This window comes from Amycolatopsis sp. NPDC059021 (assembly GCF_042739895.1).
Lineage (GTDB): Bacteria > Actinomycetota > Actinomycetes > Mycobacteriales > Pseudonocardiaceae > Amycolatopsis.
In genome coordinates this window covers 373-21,316 of record NZ_JBHYIQ010000017.1, presented here as the reverse complement: position 1 = coordinate 21,316, position 20,944 = coordinate 373, and the positions used below count along the sequence as shown (strand labels likewise).

The 20,944-nt window shown below is 66.8% G+C and carries 29 protein-coding genes; 23 read left to right on the top strand and 6 right to left on the bottom strand.

Features of this window, described 5'->3' with window-relative positions; translation table 11 throughout:
• Window positions 1–2 precede the first annotated feature (2 nt).
• Genes ACFWX1_RS12950 through ACFWX1_RS12935 form a run of 4 tightly spaced genes read left to right on the top strand, consistent with a single transcriptional unit; the run spans window position 3 to window position 1,197 of the window.
• Window positions 3–188, top strand: coding sequence for a hypothetical protein (locus tag ACFWX1_RS12950; RefSeq protein ID WP_378386790.1), 186 nt, complete (start codon window positions 3–5; stop codon window positions 186–188).
• Window positions 189–191: 3 nt separating this feature from the next.
• Window positions 192–554, top strand: a complete 363-nt coding sequence (locus ACFWX1_RS12945; protein ID WP_378386788.1) for a hypothetical protein — start codon at window positions 192–194, stop codon at window positions 552–554.
• The gene (locus tag ACFWX1_RS12940) at window positions 551–880 is read left to right on the top strand and encodes a hypothetical protein (protein ID WP_378386787.1); all 330 of its coding nucleotides are present in this window, start codon (window positions 551–553) and stop codon (window positions 878–880) included. Before ACFWX1_RS12945 ends, ACFWX1_RS12940 begins: the two co-directional genes overlap by 4 nt.
• The gene (locus ACFWX1_RS12935) at window positions 880–1,197 is read left to right on the top strand and encodes a hypothetical protein (RefSeq protein ID WP_378386785.1); all 318 of its coding nucleotides are present in this window, start codon (window positions 880–882) and stop codon (window positions 1,195–1,197) included. Before ACFWX1_RS12940 ends, ACFWX1_RS12935 begins: the two co-directional genes overlap by 1 nt.
• Before the next feature lie 346 nt (window positions 1,198–1,543).
• On the opposite strand, the gene ACFWX1_RS12930 is transcribed toward ACFWX1_RS12935, so the two are convergent.
• Window positions 1,544–2,170, bottom strand: a complete 627-nt coding sequence (locus tag ACFWX1_RS12930; RefSeq protein ID WP_378386784.1) for a hypothetical protein — start codon at window positions 2,168–2,170, stop codon at window positions 1,544–1,546.
• Window positions 2,171–2,248: 78 nt separating this feature from the next.
• Here ACFWX1_RS12930 and ACFWX1_RS12925 point away from each other — a divergent pair, with 78 nt between their 5' ends.
• The 13 genes from ACFWX1_RS12925 to ACFWX1_RS12865 all read left to right on the top strand — a co-directional run bounded on the left by ACFWX1_RS12925 (window position 2,249) and on the right by ACFWX1_RS12865 (window position 13,117).
• Entirely contained in the window at window positions 2,249–2,938 is a 690-nt protein-coding gene (locus tag ACFWX1_RS12925; RefSeq protein WP_378386782.1) for a hypothetical protein, read from the top strand.
• 113 nt (window positions 2,939–3,051) lie between these two features.
• Window positions 3,052–3,258 (top strand): hypothetical protein, encoded by a 207-nt coding sequence (locus tag ACFWX1_RS12920; protein ID WP_378386780.1) that lies wholly within the window; start codon window positions 3,052–3,054, stop codon window positions 3,256–3,258.
• Window positions 3,259–3,335: 77 nt separating this feature from the next.
• On the top strand, window positions 3,336–3,560 hold the full coding sequence (locus ACFWX1_RS12915; RefSeq protein WP_378386778.1) for a hypothetical protein: 225 nt from the start codon (window positions 3,336–3,338) through the stop codon (window positions 3,558–3,560).
• A gap of 98 nt (window positions 3,561–3,658) precedes the next feature.
• A complete protein-coding gene (locus ACFWX1_RS12910; protein WP_378386776.1) occupies window positions 3,659–3,997 on the top strand; it encodes a hypothetical protein in 339 nt (112 codons plus the stop codon).
• Window positions 3,998–4,004: 7 nt separating this feature from the next.
• On the top strand, window positions 4,005–7,772 hold the full coding sequence (locus tag ACFWX1_RS12905; RefSeq protein WP_378386774.1) for a tape measure protein: 3,768 nt from the start codon (window positions 4,005–4,007) through the stop codon (window positions 7,770–7,772).
• Between the two features lie 9 nt (window positions 7,773–7,781).
• Window positions 7,782–8,732, top strand: a complete 951-nt coding sequence (locus ACFWX1_RS12900; protein ID WP_378386773.1) for a hypothetical protein — start codon at window positions 7,782–7,784, stop codon at window positions 8,730–8,732.
• A gap of 35 nt (window positions 8,733–8,767) precedes the next feature.
• Window positions 8,768–9,100 (top strand): hypothetical protein, encoded by a 333-nt coding sequence (locus ACFWX1_RS12895; RefSeq protein ID WP_378386771.1) that lies wholly within the window; start codon window positions 8,768–8,770, stop codon window positions 9,098–9,100.
• Between the two features lie 3 nt (window positions 9,101–9,103).
• Window positions 9,104–10,303 carry a hypothetical protein gene (locus ACFWX1_RS12890; RefSeq protein ID WP_378386769.1) on the top strand — a complete coding sequence of 400 codons (1,200 nt, stop codon included), beginning with the start codon at window positions 9,104–9,106 and terminating at the stop codon, window positions 10,301–10,303.
• Window positions 10,304–10,305: 2 nt separating this feature from the next.
• On the top strand, window positions 10,306–11,445 hold the full coding sequence (locus tag ACFWX1_RS12885; RefSeq protein WP_378386768.1) for a hypothetical protein: 1,140 nt from the start codon (window positions 10,306–10,308) through the stop codon (window positions 11,443–11,445).
• On the top strand, window positions 11,445–11,984 hold the full coding sequence (locus tag ACFWX1_RS12880) for a hypothetical protein (RefSeq protein ID WP_378386766.1): 540 nt from the start codon (window positions 11,445–11,447) through the stop codon (window positions 11,982–11,984). The genes ACFWX1_RS12885 and ACFWX1_RS12880 overlap by 1 nt, the downstream gene beginning before the upstream one ends.
• A gap of 21 nt (window positions 11,985–12,005) precedes the next feature.
• Entirely contained in the window at window positions 12,006–12,263 is a 258-nt protein-coding gene (locus ACFWX1_RS12875) for a hypothetical protein (protein ID WP_378386764.1), read from the top strand.
• A complete protein-coding gene (locus ACFWX1_RS12870; protein ID WP_378386763.1) occupies window positions 12,256–12,771 on the top strand; it encodes a hypothetical protein in 516 nt (171 codons plus the stop codon). Before ACFWX1_RS12875 ends, ACFWX1_RS12870 begins: the two co-directional genes overlap by 8 nt.
• A gap of 58 nt (window positions 12,772–12,829) precedes the next feature.
• Entirely contained in the window at window positions 12,830–13,117 is a 288-nt protein-coding gene (locus ACFWX1_RS12865; protein WP_378386761.1) for a hypothetical protein, read from the top strand.
• Here ACFWX1_RS12865 and ACFWX1_RS12860 read toward each other — a convergent pair.
• The 4 genes from ACFWX1_RS12860 to ACFWX1_RS12845 all read right to left on the bottom strand — a co-directional run bounded on the left by ACFWX1_RS12860 (window position 13,114) and on the right by ACFWX1_RS12845 (window position 14,746).
• Window positions 13,114–13,488, bottom strand: a complete 375-nt coding sequence (locus tag ACFWX1_RS12860; RefSeq protein WP_378386759.1) for a hypothetical protein — start codon at window positions 13,486–13,488, stop codon at window positions 13,114–13,116. The two genes, ACFWX1_RS12865 and ACFWX1_RS12860, sit on opposite strands and share 4 nt — an antisense overlap.
• A 66-nt stretch (window positions 13,489–13,554) precedes the next feature.
• A complete protein-coding gene (locus tag ACFWX1_RS12855; protein WP_378386758.1) occupies window positions 13,555–13,863 on the bottom strand; it encodes a hypothetical protein in 309 nt (102 codons plus the stop codon).
• Window positions 13,863–14,324 (bottom strand): Lsr2 family protein, encoded by a 462-nt coding sequence (locus ACFWX1_RS12850; protein ID WP_378386756.1) that lies wholly within the window; start codon window positions 14,322–14,324, stop codon window positions 13,863–13,865. The genes ACFWX1_RS12855 and ACFWX1_RS12850 overlap by 1 nt, the downstream gene beginning before the upstream one ends.
• A gap of 11 nt (window positions 14,325–14,335) precedes the next feature.
• Window positions 14,336–14,746, bottom strand: a complete 411-nt coding sequence (locus ACFWX1_RS12845) for a hypothetical protein (protein WP_378386754.1) — start codon at window positions 14,744–14,746, stop codon at window positions 14,336–14,338.
• Window positions 14,747–14,953: 207 nt separating this feature from the next.
• Here ACFWX1_RS12845 and cutA point away from each other — a divergent pair, with 207 nt between their 5' ends.
• Window positions 14,954–15,277, top strand: coding sequence for a divalent-cation tolerance protein CutA (gene cutA / locus ACFWX1_RS12840; RefSeq protein WP_378386753.1), 324 nt, complete (start codon window positions 14,954–14,956; stop codon window positions 15,275–15,277).
• On the opposite strand, the gene ACFWX1_RS12835 is transcribed toward cutA, so the two are convergent.
• Window positions 15,274–16,308 (bottom strand): hypothetical protein, encoded by a 1,035-nt coding sequence (locus ACFWX1_RS12835; RefSeq protein WP_378386751.1) that lies wholly within the window; start codon window positions 16,306–16,308, stop codon window positions 15,274–15,276. The genes cutA and ACFWX1_RS12835 overlap by 4 nt on opposite strands.
• Before the next feature lie 569 nt (window positions 16,309–16,877).
• Between ACFWX1_RS12835 and ACFWX1_RS12830 the strand changes: the two genes are divergently transcribed.
• From ACFWX1_RS12830 to ACFWX1_RS12810, 5 genes are all read left to right on the top strand, one after another.
• Entirely contained in the window at window positions 16,878–17,261 is a 384-nt protein-coding gene (locus ACFWX1_RS12830) for a hypothetical protein (RefSeq protein WP_378386749.1), read from the top strand.
• 110 nt (window positions 17,262–17,371) lie between these two features.
• The gene (locus ACFWX1_RS12825; RefSeq protein WP_378386747.1) at window positions 17,372–17,758 is read left to right on the top strand and encodes a hypothetical protein; all 387 of its coding nucleotides are present in this window, start codon (window positions 17,372–17,374) and stop codon (window positions 17,756–17,758) included.
• Window positions 17,759–18,350: 592 nt separating this feature from the next.
• Window positions 18,351–18,605: a hypothetical protein gene (locus tag ACFWX1_RS12820; RefSeq protein WP_378386745.1), complete on the top strand. Its 255-nt coding sequence runs from the start codon at window positions 18,351–18,353 to the stop codon at window positions 18,603–18,605.
• Between the two features lie 8 nt (window positions 18,606–18,613).
• Window positions 18,614–19,633: an ATP-grasp ribosomal peptide maturase gene (gene tgmB, locus ACFWX1_RS12815; protein WP_378386743.1), complete on the top strand. Its 1,020-nt coding sequence runs from the start codon at window positions 18,614–18,616 to the stop codon at window positions 19,631–19,633.
• Entirely contained in the window at window positions 19,630–20,808 is a 1,179-nt protein-coding gene (locus tag ACFWX1_RS12810) for a methyltransferase domain-containing protein (RefSeq protein WP_378386741.1), read from the top strand. The genes tgmB and ACFWX1_RS12810 overlap by 4 nt, the downstream gene beginning before the upstream one ends.
• Window positions 20,809–20,944: the final 136 nt, after the last annotated feature.

Sequence of the window (20,944 nt, the reverse complement as noted above, 5' to 3'; positions counted from 1 at the left end):
TCGTGAGGTTCACCTGCGAGCAGCACCCTGGCCTGATCGTGCACGACGTCAACGTGACGTTCGTCGACGGCGAAGCCGAAGTGGACGCCCGGACCGCTGCGGAGCTGCGCAAGCTCCCGGCGGAACTCGGTGTCCTGGAAGCGGACGCGGCCAGCAGCACGAAGACGCGTAGGTCACGGTCGGAGTAGGCGGTGGTCGAGCTGTTCACCGCCGCGACGCTCACCGCGCTGTCCGGGCGCCCGGTCTCCGCCGAGACCGCCGCCGCGATCCACGCCTGGGTTGTCGCGGAGATCTCGGCCGAGATCGGGCCGGTCCCCGACGGGCCGCCGGCTGGCGTCCTGGCCGTGGCGCTGGAGCTGGGCAAGGCGGCGGTGCCGCCTCCGGGAGGAGTCGCGTCGGCCACCGTCGGGCCGTACTCGGCGACCTACGCCGCACACGGTTCCTCCGGTGGCGGCCTCGACCGTGCACAGCGGATCCGGCTCTGGCGCGCAGTCGGCAAGGGGAAGCCGTTCAGCATCACCACGGTCGTGCCGCCGGTCAGGAAGCCGCGGTGATCGGCGGGCTGATCGGCCAGCAGCTCACGGTGGAGCGCCCAGCAGGCACCAACCGCTTCGGCGATCCGCTGCCCGCCACCGAACACCCCATCGACGGCTGCGTGCTCGCCCCCGGCGGATCGAGCGAGACCACGGATCGGGCAGACCAGGTGACCCGCCACATGACCGTCTACACCGAGCTGGACGCCGATCTCCTAGCCACCGACCGCCTCCGGCTGCCCGACGGCTCCCGCTGGCAGGTCAACGGTGAACCCCAGCGCTACCGCAGCCCGTTCCTCGCGGACGCGGGCCTGTGCGTGATCAACCTGGAAAGGGTGACCGGCTGATGGCCGACGTCGAGTTCGTACCCGACCACGAGGGCATGGCCGCGCTCTTGCTCGGCCCCGAGGTCCACGAGCTGGTCATGGGCCGAGCACGCGGTGGCGCCCAGTTCGCCCAGGGCATCGCGCCACACCGCACCGGCGAGTACGCCGCCGGAATCCGCGCAGAGGACGGCGGGCTCGGCGGGCGCCGCCACGACCGCCCTGTCGGGCTCATCGTCGCCACCGCGCCGCACTCGGCCGCCGTCGAGTGGGGGAACAGCCACCAGCCCTACCCACGCCATGTGCTCGCGCGGACCCTCGACATCCTGGATGCGGGCTAGCTCGTGGGCCTGGTGCTGCCGCCGTTCCCGGACGCGGAGACCGTCCTGATGGCGCTGCTCGAACCCGTCGCACCGACCGTCACCGCGACCCCGGCGACGCTCATACCTCCGCTGATCCGTGTACAGAGAGTCGGGGGCAGCGACAACGGGATCACCGACTTCCCTCGGATGGAGGTCGCGTGCTACGGCATCGACCGTGCGCAAGCATGGCAGCTAGCCGAGCAATGTCGTCAGCGCGTACTTGGCAGCGTCCGTACGCAGGTGGGCGAGGTGATCATTGACTCCGCACGTACGGAAAACCCTCCGTCTCAGCTGCCGTACACAACCACCGAGGATGTACGTCGCGTCACTTCTCTTTTTCGCGTAGCTTGGCGACGGCCTCGTTATGCGCTCTACCGTGAGCCAGAGTCCCAAGAGCAAAAACCATATACTCGGGGTATGTAATCTTGTTCGAAAGAACACGTTTTCCGTTACCCAGGCGCGCCGATGCCTGAAAGGATGGAATATCCAGAACTTTCACCCTGGCTTGATCTATGACTTCATGGGCGCTTATTTCAAAAATATGGGACACTCCTTGTTCCATGCGTATCGGCAGATGCGCTTCTTCCCATGAGTGTGCACTTGGACCAATTCGCGGCGGAGAGGCGGTAACTGAAACAAGATCCAAGTTGACCGGCGCCCTGCCGGTATTGTGCACCGTAACCGTGAAACGCATTCGGCGCGCAATGAAGATTTCGTCATCCGAGAGCAGGGGCTCCTCGCCGGGTAATGGATGAGGTACGTATTCGCGTTTAAATGCAGCTGGCATTGGAACGCCAAGCTCGCTAGGCGGGTCCATCCAGCATGACATTCCAATTTTAACAACAATTTGCGGACCGGCGCGGTGAAAACTATAGATGTTCCAGGCAAGCGAACCGGACGCTGCCAGAAGCGACAGTACCGAAACTCCTAAAGCCCACCAGGCAACGTTCATCGTGCTCCTCCTTGCCAAGTACGTGGACAGCGTAGCGAATGCAGACCCGATGTACGGCTCACACCAAAGGACGGACTTGTGACGGCTCCAGCCACCACCACCTACGACGCACTCAAGAAGAAGCAGTCCGCGCTGATCCGTAAGGCGCTTGAGGGCAGCATCTTCATCGCCGACTACTCCGCGCAGCTACCGACTGCCCTGACCTCTGGCGCGTCCGCGGACCTGCTGGCTCTGCCTGCGGGGTACGAGGACATCGGCTGGGTCGACAAGGCCGACGGCGCCACCTGGTCGCAGTCGCTCGACACCTCCGACGTAACCTCCTGGGGCGCGGTCGAACCGACCCGTACGGACATCAAGAAGGAGACCGCGGGCCTCAAGTTCACCGCGCAGGAGACGAAGAAACGGACCCTGGAGCTGTACGAGGGCGTGAATCTCTCCGGCGTCACACCGGACGCGACCACGGGCGAGGTCCGGTTCAGCCGTCCGTCCCGGCCCTCTCCAAGGCACTTCCGGGCCTTCGGCCTCTTCGTCGACGGCGCCGGAGCGGACACGATCTACGTCGCGAAGCTGGCGCCGAAGGCCACGGTCACCGACAAGGAGAACCAGAAGTGGACCGACAACGATGACCCAGTGGGCTACGGGGTCACGCTGACGGCGAAGTACGACGACGCGGCGAAGACGGCGATGTCGTACTTCTTCGGCGGGCCAGGCTGGAAGGCCCTGCTCGAACAGATGGGTTTCAAGACGACGCCGCCCTCCGGCGGCTGAGCGGTCTCACAGACGTGGCGCGGCGCTCACGTTCGGGGTGGCCGTGGCGCCGCGCCACTCCCTTCACACCCTGCATTCGGCCACCCCGCCCGACGACGTACAGGAGGTCCGCGGTGCCGACACTGCGCGCACCCGACGGCAGGCTCTACCGCACCGAGGACGGCGCCGAGGTCATCAACCTCCAGTTCGGCCACGGCTACACCCTCGAACCCGACGAGCCCGACCAGCAACCCGCCACACCGCGCGGCGGGCGGTCCCAGCCGCCAGCCAGCCCCGGCCGCGCCGATCCCTCGACCGTTGCAGGAGAGACCACCCGCTGACCAAGACCTACAAGTTCAACCGCTACCGCGCCGAAGCCAAGGCCGACCCGTTCCCGCTGGAGCTGGACGACGGCGAGGTGATCTCCATTCCCGCGCCGGACGGAGACACGGTGCTGGAGATCGAGGAGTCGCGCAGCTCGCGCCGCACGCTGGAGCTGCTGACCGGTGACAGCTTCGATCGGGTCTACGAGCTGGTGCGCCACGAACCCGCCAGCGTGCTCAACGCGGTGGTCGCCGACATGGTCGACCACTTCGGACTGTCAGCGGCGCCGCCGGGGGGTTCGCGGGCCTCGTCGCGCTGATCGAGCAGTACGGCGAGGCGGCCGAATATGACCTCCAGCACGAGCTGGGGATCAACATTCTGGAGTACTTCCGGGGCCACCGGCCGTGGCCCCAGTTCATGCGCCTGCTGGAGCGGCTTCCGGATCACAGCCACTACAAGGTCGCGATCCACGACGACGACGAGCTGGCCCGCCGCCACCACGACGCCGACCACCATGCCGGGAACCGCCCACGCCGCACGGTGGACGCGCACACCTGGACGCCGGAGCGCGCGGCGCTGACCGACGTCGCCGACATCCTTCTCACGATCCGCGCGACGTTGGACGCCCAGCACTCCGGCCAGTCGCAGAAGGTCACGCCGATGCCCCGGCCCCGGCTCGCCCGCGACCGGATCGAGGCAGCCGACGCTATCCAGCGCCACCGCGACCGCGTCCGTCTGATGCTCGGCAGGGGGTGATCCCCGCGTGCCGTACTCGGCCGGTACCGCCTACGTCCAGATCCTCCCCAGTCTGCGAGGCTTCGGCGCTTCGGCCGAATCACAGGTCGCCTCGGCACTCAACCGCGTCGGAGCGCCTGCAGGACGGCAGCTCGGGCAGCAGCTCGGCAGCGGAGTGGACTCCGGGCTCTCGGGGACGCTGGCCCGGCTGCGAACTCGGATGGATGAGCTGAGCCGGTCCGGTTCGGACTCGATGTCCGCGCTCGCACGCGGCACCGCGCCCGTGCTCGACCAGCTGGCGAAGGTGAACCCGATCCTCGGCCGCGTCCGCGACGGCTTCACCTCCAGCCAGGCCGCCGCGTCGGCGTTCTCCGGCGCGGCCGGAACCGTCGGCGGGCATCTGCGGACGCTGACCGACGCGACCAGCCGACTCGGCACTGGCTTCACCGCGATGGCCTCGGTCAGCGAGAACGCCCTGGCGCGCACGGGATCGGCGATCAGCCGGAGCCTGCTCGCGCCGATCCGGGGCGCGGAGACGATCCTCGCGGGCTACGGAATCACCGCCTCCACCATCTTCACCGGCGCTGGTGTCGCCGCGGTCGGCATGGGCATCCGCTTCGCGGCCAGCCAGGAGCAGGCCGAGATGGCGTTCAGCACGATGCTCGGCAGTGCCCAGAAGGCACAGGCGTTCGTGGTCCAACTCCAGGACTTCGCCGCGCGGACCCCGTTCGATCTGCCGAGCGTGACCACCGGAGCTCAGAGGTTGATGGCGTTCGGTGTCGCGGCGAGCGACGTGTTGCCGACGCTGACCGCGATCGGTGACGCCGTGGCCGGAATGGGTGGCTCGGCGGAGCAGATCCAGCAAGTCGTGCTGGCGATCGGGCAGATGTCAGCCAAAGGAAAGGTGCAGGGGGACGAACTCTTACAGCTGACCGAGGCCGGTATCCCGGCGCTTCGGATTCTGGCCAACCAGTACGGCGTCACGACCTCCGCGATGCAGGACATGGTGTCCAAGGGCCTCGTACCCAGCGCCGAGGCGATCCCGAAGCTGATGGCGGGCATTGAGCAGGGCACGCGCGGCGCGGCCGGGGAGACACAGGCGTTCGCCGGGATGATGGCCAACCAGGCCACGACCTTGACGGGGATCTGGAGCAACTTCAGCGACAACTTCCACCGGGCGATGGGCCAGCTCGTCGGCCCCGTCCTGCCGCTGATCAAGACCGCGCTGAACGGGCTGACGACCGGTCTCGATGCGCTGCCAGGGCTGATCGCGCGCTTCCAGGAATCGGCGCGGCCGGTCGCATCCGTTGTGGGAGCGGCGTTTCGTGACGTGGCCGCGTTCGTGACCGGCTCGGTGATCCCAGCGCTGCGCGCCTTGTGGACAGCAGTTCAGCCCGTCGCGGTGATCGTCGGTGGAGCCTTGCTTGCGGCCCTACGTGGCGCCGCCTCACTGCTGCGGGACTACGTCGGCCCCGCGCTGGTCGCGGTCTCAGGCTGGATCCGGCCACTGATGCCGGTGATCGTCGGCGTGGCCGCTGCTTTCGTTACCTGGTACGGAATCGCGGCGGCCGTCGGCGCGGTGACCCGGGCGGTCGCGCTCGCGCGTGCGGCGCTTGTCGCGGTGCGGGTTGCCTGGACGTTGCTGAACCTGGCGTTCACCGCTTCGCCGATCGGGCTGATCGTCGCCCTGGTCGTCGGCCTGGTCGCCGCGATCGTCTATGCCTGGAACAACTTCGAGGGCTTCCGCACCGTCGTGCTCGCCGTGTGGCAGGCGATCCAGGTCGCCGCGCAGTGGGCCTGGTCCAATGTGCTGAAACCGGCCTTCGACGGCATCGTGACCGGAGTCCAGGCCGTCGGCCAGTTCTTCACCTGGCTCTGGCAGTCGGCGATCAGCCCCGCGCTGACCGCGATCGGGTCAGCCGCGACCTGGCTGTGGTCCAACGTGCTCTCGCCCGTCTTCACCTTCATCAGCCTTGCCGCGCGCGTGCTGGCCGCGGTGCTCGTGACGGTCGTCGTCACGCCTATCGTGCTGGCGTTTCGGTTGTTCGCCGCCGTGGCCACGTGGTTGTGGTCCAACGTGCTGTCGCCGATCTTCGGCTTCATCGGCAACCTCGCGCTGTGGCTGTGGAACAACGCGATCCGACCGGTCATCGACTTCATCGTCGCCTACTTCCGGATGTGGGCGCAGGTCGCGACCTGGTTGTGGCAGAACGCGCTTCAGCCCGCGCTCAGCGCGATCGGTGCGTTCTTCGGCTGGCTCTGGTCCGATGCCGTCCAGCCCGCGCTAAGCGCCATTGGTGCGTTCTTCGGGTGGTTGTGGAACAGCGCCATCCAGCCCGCGATCAACGGCATCGTGGCGGCGGTGCAGTGGCTCGGCTCCGCCGCCTCCTGGCTGTGGACCAACGCCGTGCAACCAGCGATCAACGCGATCGGCTCGGTGATCTCGTGGCTGTGGCAGACCGTGGCGCTGCCGACCTTCGCGCTGCTGCGCGACGGGCTGAACGCGGTCGGAGCGGCCTTCACCTGGGTCTACCAGAACGTGATCAAACCGACCTGGGACGCGCTGGGCACGGCGCTGCGCTGGGTCTACGACCACGCAATCTCGCCCGCCTTCAACGCGGTCAAGGATGCCGTTCACGCTGTGGGACAAGCGTTTTCCGACGCCGTTGACTGGATCGGTCGCGTCTGGGACCAGATGAAGAAGATCGCGGCGGTGCCGGTGAATTTCGTGATTGATCAGGTCTACAACCACGGGATTCGGGCCGTCTGGAACTGGGTCGCCGATTTCCTGGGGCTCGGGAAGCTCGCCGAGGCGCAGCCGATTTCCTTTGCAGGAGGCGGAATCCTGCCCGGCTACGCGCCCGGCCAGGACGTCATTCCCGCGCTGCTCTCGCCCGGCGAATCTGTCCTCACCCCGGAGGCTACCCGCCTTGTGGGCGCGGACACCGTGCTCGCGCTCAACGCCGCTGCGTCGGGTCGCCCCGCCACCGTTGTCGGCGGAAGCGTCGCCCGCTTCGCGGGTGGCGGGGTCGTGTCCTCCCTGCTGTCGTTCGTACAGGGCATCGGCGAGAACGTCGTCGACCTGTTCACCGACCCGGTGGGCTGGATCAAGAAGCACGTCGGCTTCGGCGACTCGCCCTGGATCACCATGCTGGCCCAAGCACCCGCGCACCTCATCGGCAAGGCCGTCGACTGGCTGTGGGACAAGATCAACCCCTTCACCTCCGGCGACAGCGGCTCGGCGCCGAGCGGGAACCTGGATGCCTGGATTCGATCCGCGATGCTGTTCACGGGCGTTCCGGCGAACTGGGCGGGTCCGCTGCACACGCTGATCATGCGGGAGTCCGGCGGCAATCCGCGCAGCATCAACACGTGGGACGCCAACGCGCAACGCGGGGACCCGAGCCGCGGACTCATGCAGACGATCGGCGCGACCTTCGCCGCCTACCGCGATCCCCGTCTCTCGCCGGACATCTATGACCCGATCGCCAACCTGGTCGCGGGCATTAACTACATCAAGGCCCGCTACGGCACGATCTTCGCCGTCCAGCAGGCCGTCGGCTCGACCCCCGCCGGGTACGACCAGGGCGGCTGGCTCCCGCCCGGCCTGTCCACTGTGTACAACGGCACAGGGAAGCCGGAGGCAGTTTTCACTGCCGAGCAGTTCGCCACGCTCGGCCGCGCCGTCGACACGCCGAGCCAGCCGCACATCACCGTCTACGCGCGCACCGACGCCGATCCGGAACACATCGCTCACACGGTTGACCGCCACCTCGCGCTCGGCGCGAGGCTGTAGGAGGTGGCCATGCCGCAGGGCGCGAATGTGTGGACCCTCGACTGGCTGACGCTCCACCCCGACGGCGAACACCGCGATGCCGTCGGGGTGCAATGGATTCTTACGCAGGAGAAAGGTTTCTGGGGGACGCCGGGAACGAACGCGACGTTCTCCTCCCGGCTCGCGCGTCACGGTGCCTACCGGTCGCCGGGCTGGAAGAAGCAACGCACGATCTCGCTGACCGGACGTGCCTACGCCGAGGACTACACGGTTCTACGCCAGGCCGAGGCGCAGTTGCTCGGCCTGCTGTCCGATCCGCGCGCACCTCGGGCGCTCACCTGCTACTCCGAGCTGGGTGCACTGACCTGTGACGTCTTCCTCGACGACGAGATCCTGTGCAGCCCGGTGTCCGTGGTCAGCGAACCCGGTATCGAGTTCAGCATTCAGGTCGTCGCGCCCGACCCCGCGAAGTACTCGGTCGAACGCCAGACCATGACGACCGGGTTGCCCCAGGACAGCGCGGAAGATGGGCTCGACTTCAACCAGGTCGTGCAGCCGGACAAGAATCAGGGCCTGTTCTTCGGCATGGGCGCCGACGACGACGGGCTGCTGTTCGGCACCTCCAACGCGACCGGCTTCATGCGCCTGACCAACCGGGGCAGCGCACCGACCACACCGGTCTTCACTCTGTACGGCCCGCTGACGAAACCGACCCTCACCGCGGGCTCAGCGACGATGCGCTACAACGGCACGCTCACGGCCGGAGAGTACGTCGTCATCGACCCCAACGCCCCCAGCGTCCTGCTCGGCGGTGCGGCTGTCCGGCGCCACCTGCTCAACCCCGCCCAGTTCGACGGGTTCGCCATCCCGCCGGCCAGCCGAACCGGCGGCCCCGGCGTCCTGTCGGTCGGCCTCACGCACTCCGGAGCACTCACCGATTCCGGCTATGTCACCGCAGTCTTCCGCTCTGCGTGGTTCTGATCTCCCTATCCCTTTGCTGTGAAAGGAAACCCTCCATGGGCGTGTACTCCGACGAACCCGATCCGCCGGTCTACTACCAAGCCGTCGAGGCGAACGACTGCGTCCGCTACACCGACGTGCGGCAGGCGAAGTGGTTTATGGACCGCATAAACGCGGCGTTCGGCGGGCAGGCGTCGACCAACGTCCGAATGGCTGACGACGGCACTACGATTCGCTGGTTCGGCTACTACTGGCTGCGCCTGGGTGACTGGCTCTACAAGGGAAACACCGCGATCTCCGATGAGGTGCTGAGGGCGTCAGGACTGCGGCCGGTCCTCACCACCTGGCCTATTACCTCGGCGCAGGCCGAGCCGGAGACCGGGGCGTAGCGCGTGGTGTCCCTGGCTGCGTCGGCGGCCTCGGCGGTCGACCCGTGGGCAGTGCAGTCGCGGATCGGGCTCACGGATGCCCGGCTGGCCCTCGACTCGGTGTTGATGCCGCGCCCGAACTTGAGCTTCATCGACTACCGCAGCGGCGTGATGGCGTCCGGTGACACCGGAGGTGTCGGGGGCAGCTCGCACATGGCGATGCGGGTCAAGCCCGCCAGCTCGGGCCTCGCGGTCACGGTCGAGATGGGCAACGCCGTGATCAACACCCCGTCGATGGGCGCGTACATGTGCGCGCTGGACTCGGTGAAGACGTTGCCCCTGGCGGCCTCCAGCGCAACCACGAACAGGGTCGATCTCGTGGTGGCCAGGGTGTACGACGACCTGAACCCGGCGATCGCCTCGGCTTCGGGAGTACGGAAGTTTTCCGTCGAGGTCTGGCAGGGTGACCCGGCGACTGGGACGCCGAGCATTCCGGTGCCGACGCCCACGGCGGGGTGGACACCACTGGCGGCCATCACGGTCGCGAAGGGCGTAACAACGCTCACCACGGCCGACATCAGGGACATGCGCGGCCCCGGCCTGGTCGCGCGCGGAGGACTCAGGGCGCTCTACGGAGAGGACACGAAACCGACCTCCGCCGCTTTCCAGGAGCCAGGGGCGTTTCCCGGCGAGCAGCGCTGGGTGCAGAGTCCGGGTTTCCAGCACCAGGTCTGGTACGGCGCGGGTTCCGATGCGTCCACCTCGGGTTGGCGCGGCGTGTACAACTGCCTCAGGTACTACGCCGCCGCGCCCCCCGGCGAGACAACCTGGACCGACGGATTCGGTGCCAGCAGGGAAATCTGCCGGGTGGACATCGCCGACCCCGGAGTCCCGTACTTCGTCTACCCGACCGGCCGAGCGGTCGTGACGCTGTCGGCCAACTGCGCCGCCGACCTTCGGATCAACCTCGGCTCCCAGACCGGGGTGGACATCAACTGGACGAGGTTCAATACCTACGGCGCTTCCGCTGACAAAGTCTGCGTGCCCAACGCAGCCGCCATGCACTACGGGCCGCTGACCGGTGCGCAGAGCATCGTTCTCAGCGTCGGCATGCGCGACAGCGTGACCGCCTACTCGGGATTCGGGTATCGCGGGAACGACACCGGAGCGAACGTGCTGTCGGCACTCGTGTACCCCTCGACCGTCCAACCGCCAGCGGTGTGACCATGAGTCCGGAATGGAGGGTGATGGTCGCGGAGACGACGACCGGCACCCTGCTCGCCGACGTCACACCCCGAGATCTGCCGTCGTTCACGCGCAAGCTCACCGACCGTGGACAGTGGACGGTCAACGTGATGCCCGACGACGCGGCGAACACGAACACCGATTTCCACGCGCTCACCGACGCCGGACGCTTCACGTGGGCGATCCTCTGCGGACCGGTGGTCGTGCAGGCCGGGCCGACGTTCACGTACTCCTACAGCGAGTCGACCCGCACCTTGTCGGTGTCCGGCACCGGCATCGCGGGCCTGTTCGATCGGCGGGTCCTGCGCAACGCCGTGCTCTACACCTCGATCGTGAACCCGTCCGAGGATGTGACGATCTCCAACCGCTCCCTGCGCGGAATCGCCCGGGACCTCGTCGCGATCAACCTTGCACAGAACGGTTACGGCCTGCCGATCGACCTTCCCGCCCCGGAGACCGGGCCGAACGTGAGGACGTACTACGGCTACGACCTCGCGAAGCTCTGGGATCGACTGGACGACCTGTCCAAGGTCCTCGAAGGGCCGGAGCTGGACTTCTGGCCATACCTCGTACCGGGGGAGAACAAGCTGCGCTGGCAGATGCTCATCGGTAGCCCGCTGCTGGGCGACCAACAGTCTGCGGCCGTGTGGGACTACGGGGGCGCGCTGTCAGCGATCGACGTCGACGTCAACGGCTCGGCCTCGCCCGCCACCCGCGTATGGGTCAAGGGATCCGGCAATGAACGCGGCCTGCTCACCGGCTACGCCGAGGACCCCAGCCTCGTCGCGCTCGGTTTCCCACCGACCGACTTCGTGGACGGCGACCACACCTCGGTCACGGAGGTCAGCACCTTGCAGAGCTACGCCACCGCAGACCTCAAACAGTTCAGCTCGGCGACCGAGACGTGGAAGTGCTCGGTGCGGATCGACGGAGCGACCGGGACGGGCCAGGAGGTCTCGCCCGCGCTGGGCAGTTGGAGCCTTGGCGACGCCCCGCAGTTCGGGGTCAGCGGGCATCCGTGGATTCCCGACGGGCAGTACCGACGGCGGATCCTCGCCTACAGCAACAAGGACGAAGCCTCGGTGCAGCTCGACCTCCAGCCGACCCCGGCGGCGTTGTGATGCCGCAACCGCCGGGCAGCGGCACGCTCGCCGAGCAGCTGCGCGCCCTGCAAGCCCGCATCGACGAGCTGGCCCGCGCCCGGCCGGCACTTCCCGCCTGCGTCGTCCGCCTCACCGCCGACGCCGACCTCACAGCCGGGCAGGACGTGTTCGCGCAAGGAAGCTGGAGCGCCTCCTACGATCCGCTCGCCCAGTTCGTCGCGGGCTCGCCAGGAGCGCCGTCCTACATCCAGCTCGCGCGGGCAGGCTACTACCGCGTCCACTACCACTGCGCAGTCACCGGGGCGAACGGCACGGCGACCGCGAAGGTTACGGCCAACAGCTCGGCCGCTGTGGGTAACTCGCTGGCCACCGACGCCAGCGTGTTCCCCGCGCAAGGCTCCGACGGCGCGGTGCTCGATGCGCTTCGCTCGCGGGTCTACCTCAACGTCGGCGACAAGCTCTACTGGTCGAACTGGTGCAGCGCCGCCGCCACGCTCAAGTCGGCCTCGTTCGGCGTCCCGACCGAGCTCACCGTTCAGTACGTGAGTTCCCAGTGATGTCGAAGGAGCGCTGCTGACGTGCTTCCCCGCCCACTGGTCACGGCGTTGACGATCCTGATCGCAGCCGCCTGGACCGGGAACGTGATCGTCGGCTTCATCGCGCCGGAGCGGCACGACCCGACGATCAACGCGGTCTTCGCCATCGTGGTCGGCGCCGTCTACGCGCTCGGGCACCGCAGCAAGTCCAAGGCCAAGGCGGCACGGCGGCGGCTGGCCGAACTGATCGCCGGAGAACCCGACGACCCCAAGCCCAACGAGGACGATCCCGATGAGTGACCTGTGGGCCTATGTGTTCGAGTCCGCGGCCTGGGCACTGCTCGGGTTCGTTGGCGGCTACCTCCTCGGCCGCGCCGCCCGGGACGTTCACCGCGTCGCCACCGCCATCACCACGGAGGACACCGTGCCCGACGACCAGCCGCCGCGCTCTCGCCTCCGTGCCCCTGGTGGCCACGTAATCCTGGGGCTCGTTGTCGTCCTGCTCGGCGTGCTCACCGTCGCGCAGGGCATCGTGACCAACAACGCGACCCGCAGGATCGCCGAATGCCAGGCCGCCTACAGCAATGGCTTCGCCGACGCCCTCGATGCCCGCGCCGATGCCACCGCGGATGCGCAGACCGCGCTCGACGAGCTAATGAGAGCGATCAGCGGCTACCTGGCGAACCCGCCCGTGCCGCCGGACAAGGTGCGCACGGCGATCGGGGACTACCTCGCTCAGCGTGCGAAAGCCGAGTCTGAGCGCCAGCAGCACCCCTACCCGCCCCCTCCCCGTGATCTATGCAGATGAGGTGACCATGGACCACAGCCCGTCCCCGGACGGGGTCGACGATGTTCCAGTGATTCCGATGCACCGGAGCACGAGCCGTCGGCCACTGCTCGACGCGATCCACTCGGGTGCCTGGAAGACGCTCCTCGGCACGCTCATCACGGCGGGCGTGACCTTCGGCCTGCTCAACGCAGAGCAGGCCACCGTGGTGAACAACATCGTGGCCGCCGCCGCAACCCTGCTCACGATGATCACCTCGGCGGTCGCGCAGTGGCACATCCTCGGCAAGGCCGAGCCCGCGGTCACCCCCGTCGCTGATCCTCGCGACGACGCCGGAACCCCGCTGCGGCCGAGCAGCAGCTCCTAGCCGAGCGCCCGGGTGTTGATCCGGGCGGCGAACTGGCGGGCCGCCTCGCCCTTCGCCGGATCAATCGCCGCGACCAGCATGCCGTCCGAGCTCTCAACGGACAGGTACAGCTCTCGCGAGTCCCGCTTCTTCTTCGCGGCGAAGGCCAACAACCCGAGCGCGACCAGCCTGGTCGCGGTCACCCGGCGCTCGATCTGCCCGGCGGTCTCCACCGTGGCCCGAGCACCGGCCAGCGCGACCGCCTGGCCCTTGTAGGTCACCTGCCCGTCCACGATCAGTACACCCTCGAAGGCGTCGCCGGACACGTGGGCGTCCGCCTTCGCGCCCGCGTCGTCCCACTCCTTCTTCAACCAGTTCTTGAACCGGCCCACGACTTCCTCCCTCGAAGCACAACGCCCCCGGCTGTCCACGCGGACGGCCGGGGGCGTTTTCGCGTTTCAGCAAGCCCTCGCGAACGGTGCAGAGTCCTTGATCGCCTCCAGCCTGGCCCGACGGGAGAGCAAGGCATCAACCGCTTCCCCGACCACCTTAGTCGAGTTGCCCACCTGATCGAGTGAGGCGACGCGAACCAGATCTCCCGGACGAAGCTTCTGCACCAGCTCGCGCCAGCCGTGCCCGATCTGGGTGTTATAGCCGACGTCGGTAATCACAGTCGTGCAGCCATGCCAGCGAAGAAACCAGACCAACGCCTCAAGATTTCCCGCAGGCGCGTTGGGCTTCACCTTCGCGTAGCCGTAGACCGTCATCAGAGACCCACCGCTGCGGGGCCGACCGGCAGGTCGTTCTCCCTGCGGTACGCCTCATACGCGTCGTAGACCTCGTCCGGGATACGGAAGCCGACCTCGAAGCCCTGCTCCTCCGCCCACTCGCGCGCCAGATCGCGATACTTCTTCTTCGGCAGCCGGAACCGCGACGGCTCGTTCGCCTTCGCCCGGTACCACCTCGGGTCGTGCGCTTCCCGTGGGCCAGCCGGCGAGGACTTCGTACGCGCGGCGACGGTACGGCGGGAACGTGACTTGCCCGCCACCTGGTGACGCCCCAAGCTGCGGGCCGCCTCCAAGAACGGCCGGAGCAGCTCGCGGAGCTGTTCCGCGTTCGCTGCGGTCAGGTCGCTCCGGTACGCCTCGCCATCGAAGGCCCACAGGATCGTCTCGTCGGCCAGCTCGCCTGAGTCGAAGTCGTCGACAACCTGCGTTATCTCTGCCATCTGTCGCCTCCCTAAGCAGCTCGCGTCCGAGCGGTCCGATTACGGCCCATAGTTGCGATATTCCGTACCTTGCTCGCACTTCTGCGAGTCCGCGTCCTGGCGTGCAGGTAGCGCCGGACCAGCTGACGGGGGACCTCGACTCCAGCCTGGAGGTAGCCGTCAACGTAGCTGTATTCGCGGGTGCCGACGCGTTCCAGCGTGTTGCTGTCGAAGGTGTCCAGCCCCTCGGAGAGGCAGCGCCAGCACTGCACCCGCTGAGTGAGACAGCCTCGGTGAGCTCCGTCTTCCTGGACGATGTAGCCCTCGTGGAGCTGGTCCCAACCATGGCCGAGCACGCGGCAGCGGAGGTGCTCCAGTGGTGCGTTCTCCAAGTAGTCCAAGATCTCGGGGTCAAGATCATTCAACCCCTTAAGCGACGACATGCGGAGATCATCTCCCTTGCGAAAAAATGTCATCCAATCGCACGAGATTGCACACCACAGTGTTTGAAAGCGCAACAAGATCGACACGGAAAGTGGACAGGAGCGCAGGTCCGTCACTCGGATGCACTAGAAACGGTGGGTTCTGCGCGAGGGAGCCCCAGCAGTGCGATTGCGCATGGGACGTGCGCAATCGCTAACCTCGTCACTATGGCTGCTGAGCACGTGATTGTGACGTCAACGACCGACGAAGAGGCCAAGGCCCGCGACCTCGCCGCGAAGGTGATCGATGCGAACCTGGGTGCCTGCGCGCAGGTGGTTGGTCCGGTCACCAGCGTGTACCGCTGGGAGGGAACGGTGCAGACTGACCAGGAGTGGCGCGTCGAGATCAAGACCACTGCGGACCGGGTCGCTGAACTCACGGAAAAGATCAAGAGCTTGCACTCGTACGACCTGCCCGAGGTCATCGCGACCCCGATCGAGGGCGGCAGTGCTGAATACCTGAACTGGCTGGTCGAGGAGACTCGGGGTTAGTTCGCGTTACTGGCGGCGAGGCGGCTTGCGAGCTGCTGGCGAGTACGGCCAGCAGACCCGTGATCCGGCAGCATCTCGACGACTTCCCAGAGCTTGTCGACCGCGAGGGTCGCTTCGGTCTTGGTGGCCAGCGGCGCGGCCTTGGCGGTCAACTCCTCCACCCTGTCGAAGTTGCCGCCTCTCACCGCCGACTGCGCAAGGTCGGCCAGGACCAGAGCGCGCACCTTGTTCTCCGTCGGCGCAAGCGAGCTGAGCAGCGTGCTGGCGAGCTGATCCGTTTCGCGATGCGCGACACGCCCATAGGTGGATACGGCCAAGCTGCCGAAGCGGTTGGGGCCGAAAAACGACGTCCAGGGCCGGGACTCCGACGTTGCGTAGTCGAAGACGACAGCCGCCTGGTCCATGGCGCGCAGCGCTGCCGAAGCGTTGCCGACCGCAGCTTCCTCTTCGGCGAGTCGGGCAAGGATCCAAGCCTGGGTGGACGGGTCCGCTCCGCGGACGCGTTGACTGGCGTCCACAAGCATCCGGACCGCTCCAGGCGAATCGTCGTCGCTGGCAGCAAGATACGACCAGTACCCGAGGACACAGGCTTCGAGCGCCGGGTCGCCCGCTTCGCGGGCAGCACTGATCGCGTTCTCGTACACCTTGACTGCTTCATCCGTGCGGGCCAGATCGAACAGCAACCAGCCTGCTAGGGCAGCGGTCTCGCCTGCTGCGGACGTCAGGCGTCGGTGAAGCGATTCGTTGTTCGCGGTTGCGATCATCCGCTTAAGACCCTGGTGGTGGTCGCGCAGCTCCGCGATCAGCTCGCGGGCAGGCGTGGTCTCCTCGGCGTGGAAGTAGTCTCTCGTCTTCTTCTCAGCCATGGCGGTCGTAGGCGCGTCCGCTGGGCGCTTACCCGCCATCGTGTCGCTGAGGCGCATCCAGGGCGAGTCGTCGCTGAGGCGCTTCCCGGGCGCGTCGCTGAGGAGCCCGGAACTCGTGGTAACGATCGCGGCCCCGGCGATCTTGAGTACGTCACGTCGGTGCACATCGTCAAGGGTAGCTGGACCAGGCGATGTATCCGAGTCCCGCGAGGTATACGGCCCCCAGAACCACCCCAACTCCCGAGGTATATGGAGGAGCGTCGCCCACCGGCGTAGCTTCTTGATGTCCGACGGAGCGGGAGCATTCGCACGCTCAAGACGGCTGACCTGCACCTGGCTGATGCCCAGCCAACTACCGAGCGTCATTTGCGACACGATAGGGTCACATGCGTGCCGGTACGCCTTGAAGAAGCGGCCGAAGTGCTGGGAGGCGAGCGCCGTACGGATGTCGGCTCGCTGCCAGAAGTCCGCGGGACGTGTGGGCGCCGAGCCGGCACCTTCGCCGCACGTGACGCATGATTCAGTGCTGCGGCTTCCGTCAAGGTCTGCGCCACAGCCTGGGCACTGACGCCGGAACTGCGCCATCTCATCTCCCCGCCCTCAAGATGCTGCGGGCAGTGTAGTCGCATAAACACGGCTCGTGCAGGAGCTATACGTGCGATGTATATCCGCAGGTTACGGGCTATACCTCGCGGTCGTTGTGCTGTAACGCCGTCTGCGAAGAAGCTCGGATCATGGAAACCATCCTGGAGATCACGGAGAGCACCGGCGCAGGGGGCCGAATGCTCGACGGAGAACTGCCTTCGGGGTTGTCCCATCCGTACGGGAGGAACACCGCTGCGTGTGCGACGTACCGGGGCGGACACACCTTCACCTGGACGCGCGGAGACGACTGGATCGCCGTGCAGCGCGGCCGAGTGGCCAACGCTTCCCAATCGCGGCTGATCAAGGACGCTCACCCAAGCGTGCCACCGATCTATGGCTGGCGGCCGATCATTGCCGCGATCCCTGCGCCAGCACCTCAGCTCTGGCAAGGCTCGGAGGAAATCGTGACGGTAGCCGACGCATGGCTGACTGCGCGCAGGGAGCAGGAACGTCGTAAAGCGCTCCAACTATAAAGACGTCCCGGCCGTCGCCTTCCCTTCCTCGAAGAAAGACGGCCGGGGCTTGGACGCAGCGGCCCTGGGGATGCTTTGGGGGCCTCCAGGGCCGCTGTGCACGAAACGAGGTGAAGCTGATTATGCAACCAGTCACCGACGAGGAGCGCCCACACGTCGAGGCTCTGGCCCGCCTTGTATTAGGGGGCTTCAAGCAGGTCCAGAAGCCTGGCGCCGAAGGTCTGCACTACGAGCGTCGGCGCGGCGCGGTGATTGACATGGTTTCCGTGGAACGTATGGAAGGTGCCTTGGCGGCACGCTGGCTAATCAGCGACTACTTCGACGGTGACTCGACCGCCGAACCGCTGTGGCACAAGGTGGGGACGGTCGCGGAGGTGGTCAGAGCGTTGCTGGCTCTACCTCCGGACGGCGCACCGGGAGCGCCAACTCTCCCCGTTCCGCGAAGCAGCGATCTGCTGATTCCGCCGGGCGGCTTGTTGCTGCCGCACGGGTCGTGACCAGTGGCCCAGGGAAAGGTCGAGAACACGCATGGCCAGGCGTGCTGCACGACAACGTACTTCACCGGATCGTCCCCGGCAGAGGTCGGTGGCTACGAACACGGAAAGAGACCTTCGCCATCGCAGCCTGCGGCACCGTCTGCGTGCTCCAGCCTTCGCCGAAGGACGCCAAGTATTGCCGTAGCACCGCGTGCTGGCCCACGCCGCGCCCCAGAGACACAGCGGACGAGGCGACCGCTGCGGCCCCTCCAGCGAAACCGCGGCTGCCTCCACTGCCTAAACGAGTTCCACAACCAGTACCGCCCAAAAGAAACACCCGAGCTAATCCCGGCACGGGCCTGTTCGATGCAACGCGAAGGGAATAACGAAGCAGTGACGAACCCGGTCGGAGACACTAGCAACGGAAATCAGGAGAACGGCTCCACCACCAATAACCAGGAGCAGTCCGCGGGGTGCCAGCCGTCGGTAGATCAGTCCCAGTCGGGCTCGGGCTGGGGACTGAGCGTGTGGGACGACTAATCCGCCGACTAACGACAGCGATCTGACTGAACGACCCACCGAAGTCGAACGAAAAGGAGAAATTCATATGAGCATGATGTCGATCACCGACGCAGACGAGCGTTTCGGGTTGGGGATTCGGAGGGGATTCGTGCCGACGGCCGAGCCGGTCTCAGACACGGAGGTCACGCCCTTCGGGCTCACGCTGCGGACGTGCCCGAATCCTCGCGATGTCGTCCTCGTGACTTCCGTTGATGGCATCACGATGGCCACCGAAAGTGTGACCGAGCAGTCCACGGACGGCCAGGACGAAGGGGACACCCGGTACGACACCGCCAACGACATCTGATGCCGCCAGTGAACGGGGCCGAGAGGATCGGCGCTGACGCCACGAACTCTGAACCGGACTCGAATGCCAGCACGGTGCTGGTGTTGACCGAGCCGATCGACAAATCTGCCGATCTCGTCATCAAGGAACTGGACAAGCGGGGCGCACGGGTATTCCGAGCCGACACCGGCGACTTCCCGCTCTCGCTGGAGGTGAGTGCATGGTTCGACGGCACCTGGCACGGCGAGATCCGCGGTCCGGACGGATCGGTCGACCTGCGCGAGGTAGGTAGCGTGTATGTCCGCAGGCCGACCGCGTTCACCTTTCCAGAGTCGATGACCGACGCCGAACGGCGGTTCGCCGCCCGTGAAGCCCGTCGGGGGTTTGGCGGAATTCTCATGAGCCTGCCCTGCTCGTGGGTAAACCATCCCTCCAAGGCGGCGGACGCGGAGTACAAGCCCTTCCAGTTCCTGACCGCCTCGGCGGTCGGGCTGAACGTGCCGCGCACCGTGATCACCAACGTCCCGGACGACGCCGCCAAGCACAGCGCTCGCCTGGGTTCCTCGGTCGTCTACAAAACCCTCTCGGGCGCTTCCGTGCCCGACGGGGAGCGTGTGTCGCTGGTTTACACGAGTCCAGTCATGGCCTCGGACATGGCGGACAGCCGGGTCGCGCTCACCGCGCACCAGTTCCAGCAGCGAATCCCCAAGGTGCGGGACGTGCGGGCAACCGTGGTCGGCAAGCGAGTGTTCGCCGCGAACATCCTGACCGACGACGAGACCGCAGGGAACCTGCTGGACTGGCGAGCGGACTACAACGCATTACGCTACGAGCCCGTGAGCCTCCCGGACAGCGTCGAGTCGTCACTGCTGAGGATGACCGAACGCCTTGGGCTGTCCTTCGCCGCCGCCGACTTCGTCGTGACGGCAGACGACCAGCATTACTTTGTCGACCTGAACCCCAGCGGGCAGTGGGGCTGGATCGAGGAGGCCACGGGCCTGCCCATCGCAGCCGCGATCGCCGCCCAGCTAACAGGAGAGGACCAATGACAGCCACGATCAGGCTCGACGGTCAGCAACGAGAACTGGCCTACAACCTCAACCAGGCGCTGATCGAGCAGATGGTGGACACGGGCAAGCTGACCACGCCTGCATGGCAAGAAGCCTTCGAGGCCGTTCCGCGGCACCTCTTCGCGCCGCGGTTCACCCTCCCGGACAACCTGGGCGGTCACGCCCTCGACTTCGGCAACGAGGCGCAGCGGGAGGAGTGGCTTCGCGCGGTCTACCAAAACGAGGCACTGCTCACTGACTTCGACGAGCACGACATCGCCACGACATCGTGTTCGGCGCCGCCGGTCGTGGCGATCATGCTGGAGGCCAGCGTCGCATCCGACGGGGATATTGTGCTGGAGATCGGCACCGGAACCGGATGGACCGCTGCCCTGCTCGCCCACCGCCTTGGTTCGCACGCGGTCACGTCGGTGGATGTCAACCCGCAGTGTGTCGCCCAGGCACGGGAGCGGCTGAGCCGCCTGGGGCTGTCCCCAACGCTCGCAGCCGCAGATGGATACCTCGGCTACCCAGGGCAGGCTCCGTACGACCGGATCATCGCAACCGCGTCCCTGCGAAAGGTACCGCCCGCATGGTTGAGCCAGGTCAACCCGGGCGGGACCATCCTCACAGACCTGCGCGGCGACTTCGCGGGCAACCTGGCACGCCTCACCGTGGACGCCGCCCAGTACGCACACGGCCAATTCCTCCCCGAAACCGTGAGCTTCATGCCGCTGCGCAGCGAGGAGCAACCGTTCCAACAACTGCCCGAGCTGTCCTCACGCGCCGTCGGCGCACAGGGCGAACAGCGCACGACCGACCTCGAACCCGCCATGCTCCGGAAACGAGCGTTCGCCTTCTTCGCGCAGTTGGCCATGCCGGGAACACGGGCTGGCAGGATCAGGGTCACGGGCGGCACAACGTACTTCTGCCTCACAGACCCCCGCAGTCAGTCATGGGCGCGTGTGGAGGTGGACAGCGACACTGACACCGCTGATCGCCGGGTCGAGCAAGGGGGCGACCGTCGCCTGTGGGACGAGCTGGAGGCCGCACGCGAGCTGTGGCACGACCTCGAACTACCACGCCCGGAAGATTTCACGATCACGATCACGGTGCGGGGCGACCAGATCGTCTCCCATCCAGCCACGGATCGGCAATGGTCCCTACCGCTGTAGCACTGCCGATGGCCTGATCCGCCCCTCGGATCAGGACCACCCAGGGGGGGGCCCCCACGGGGGGGTTAGACCCACGGCCTGCCGGCACCACACACGAAGAAAAAAAAAAACCCCGGGGCGGGAATTTTTGACAAAC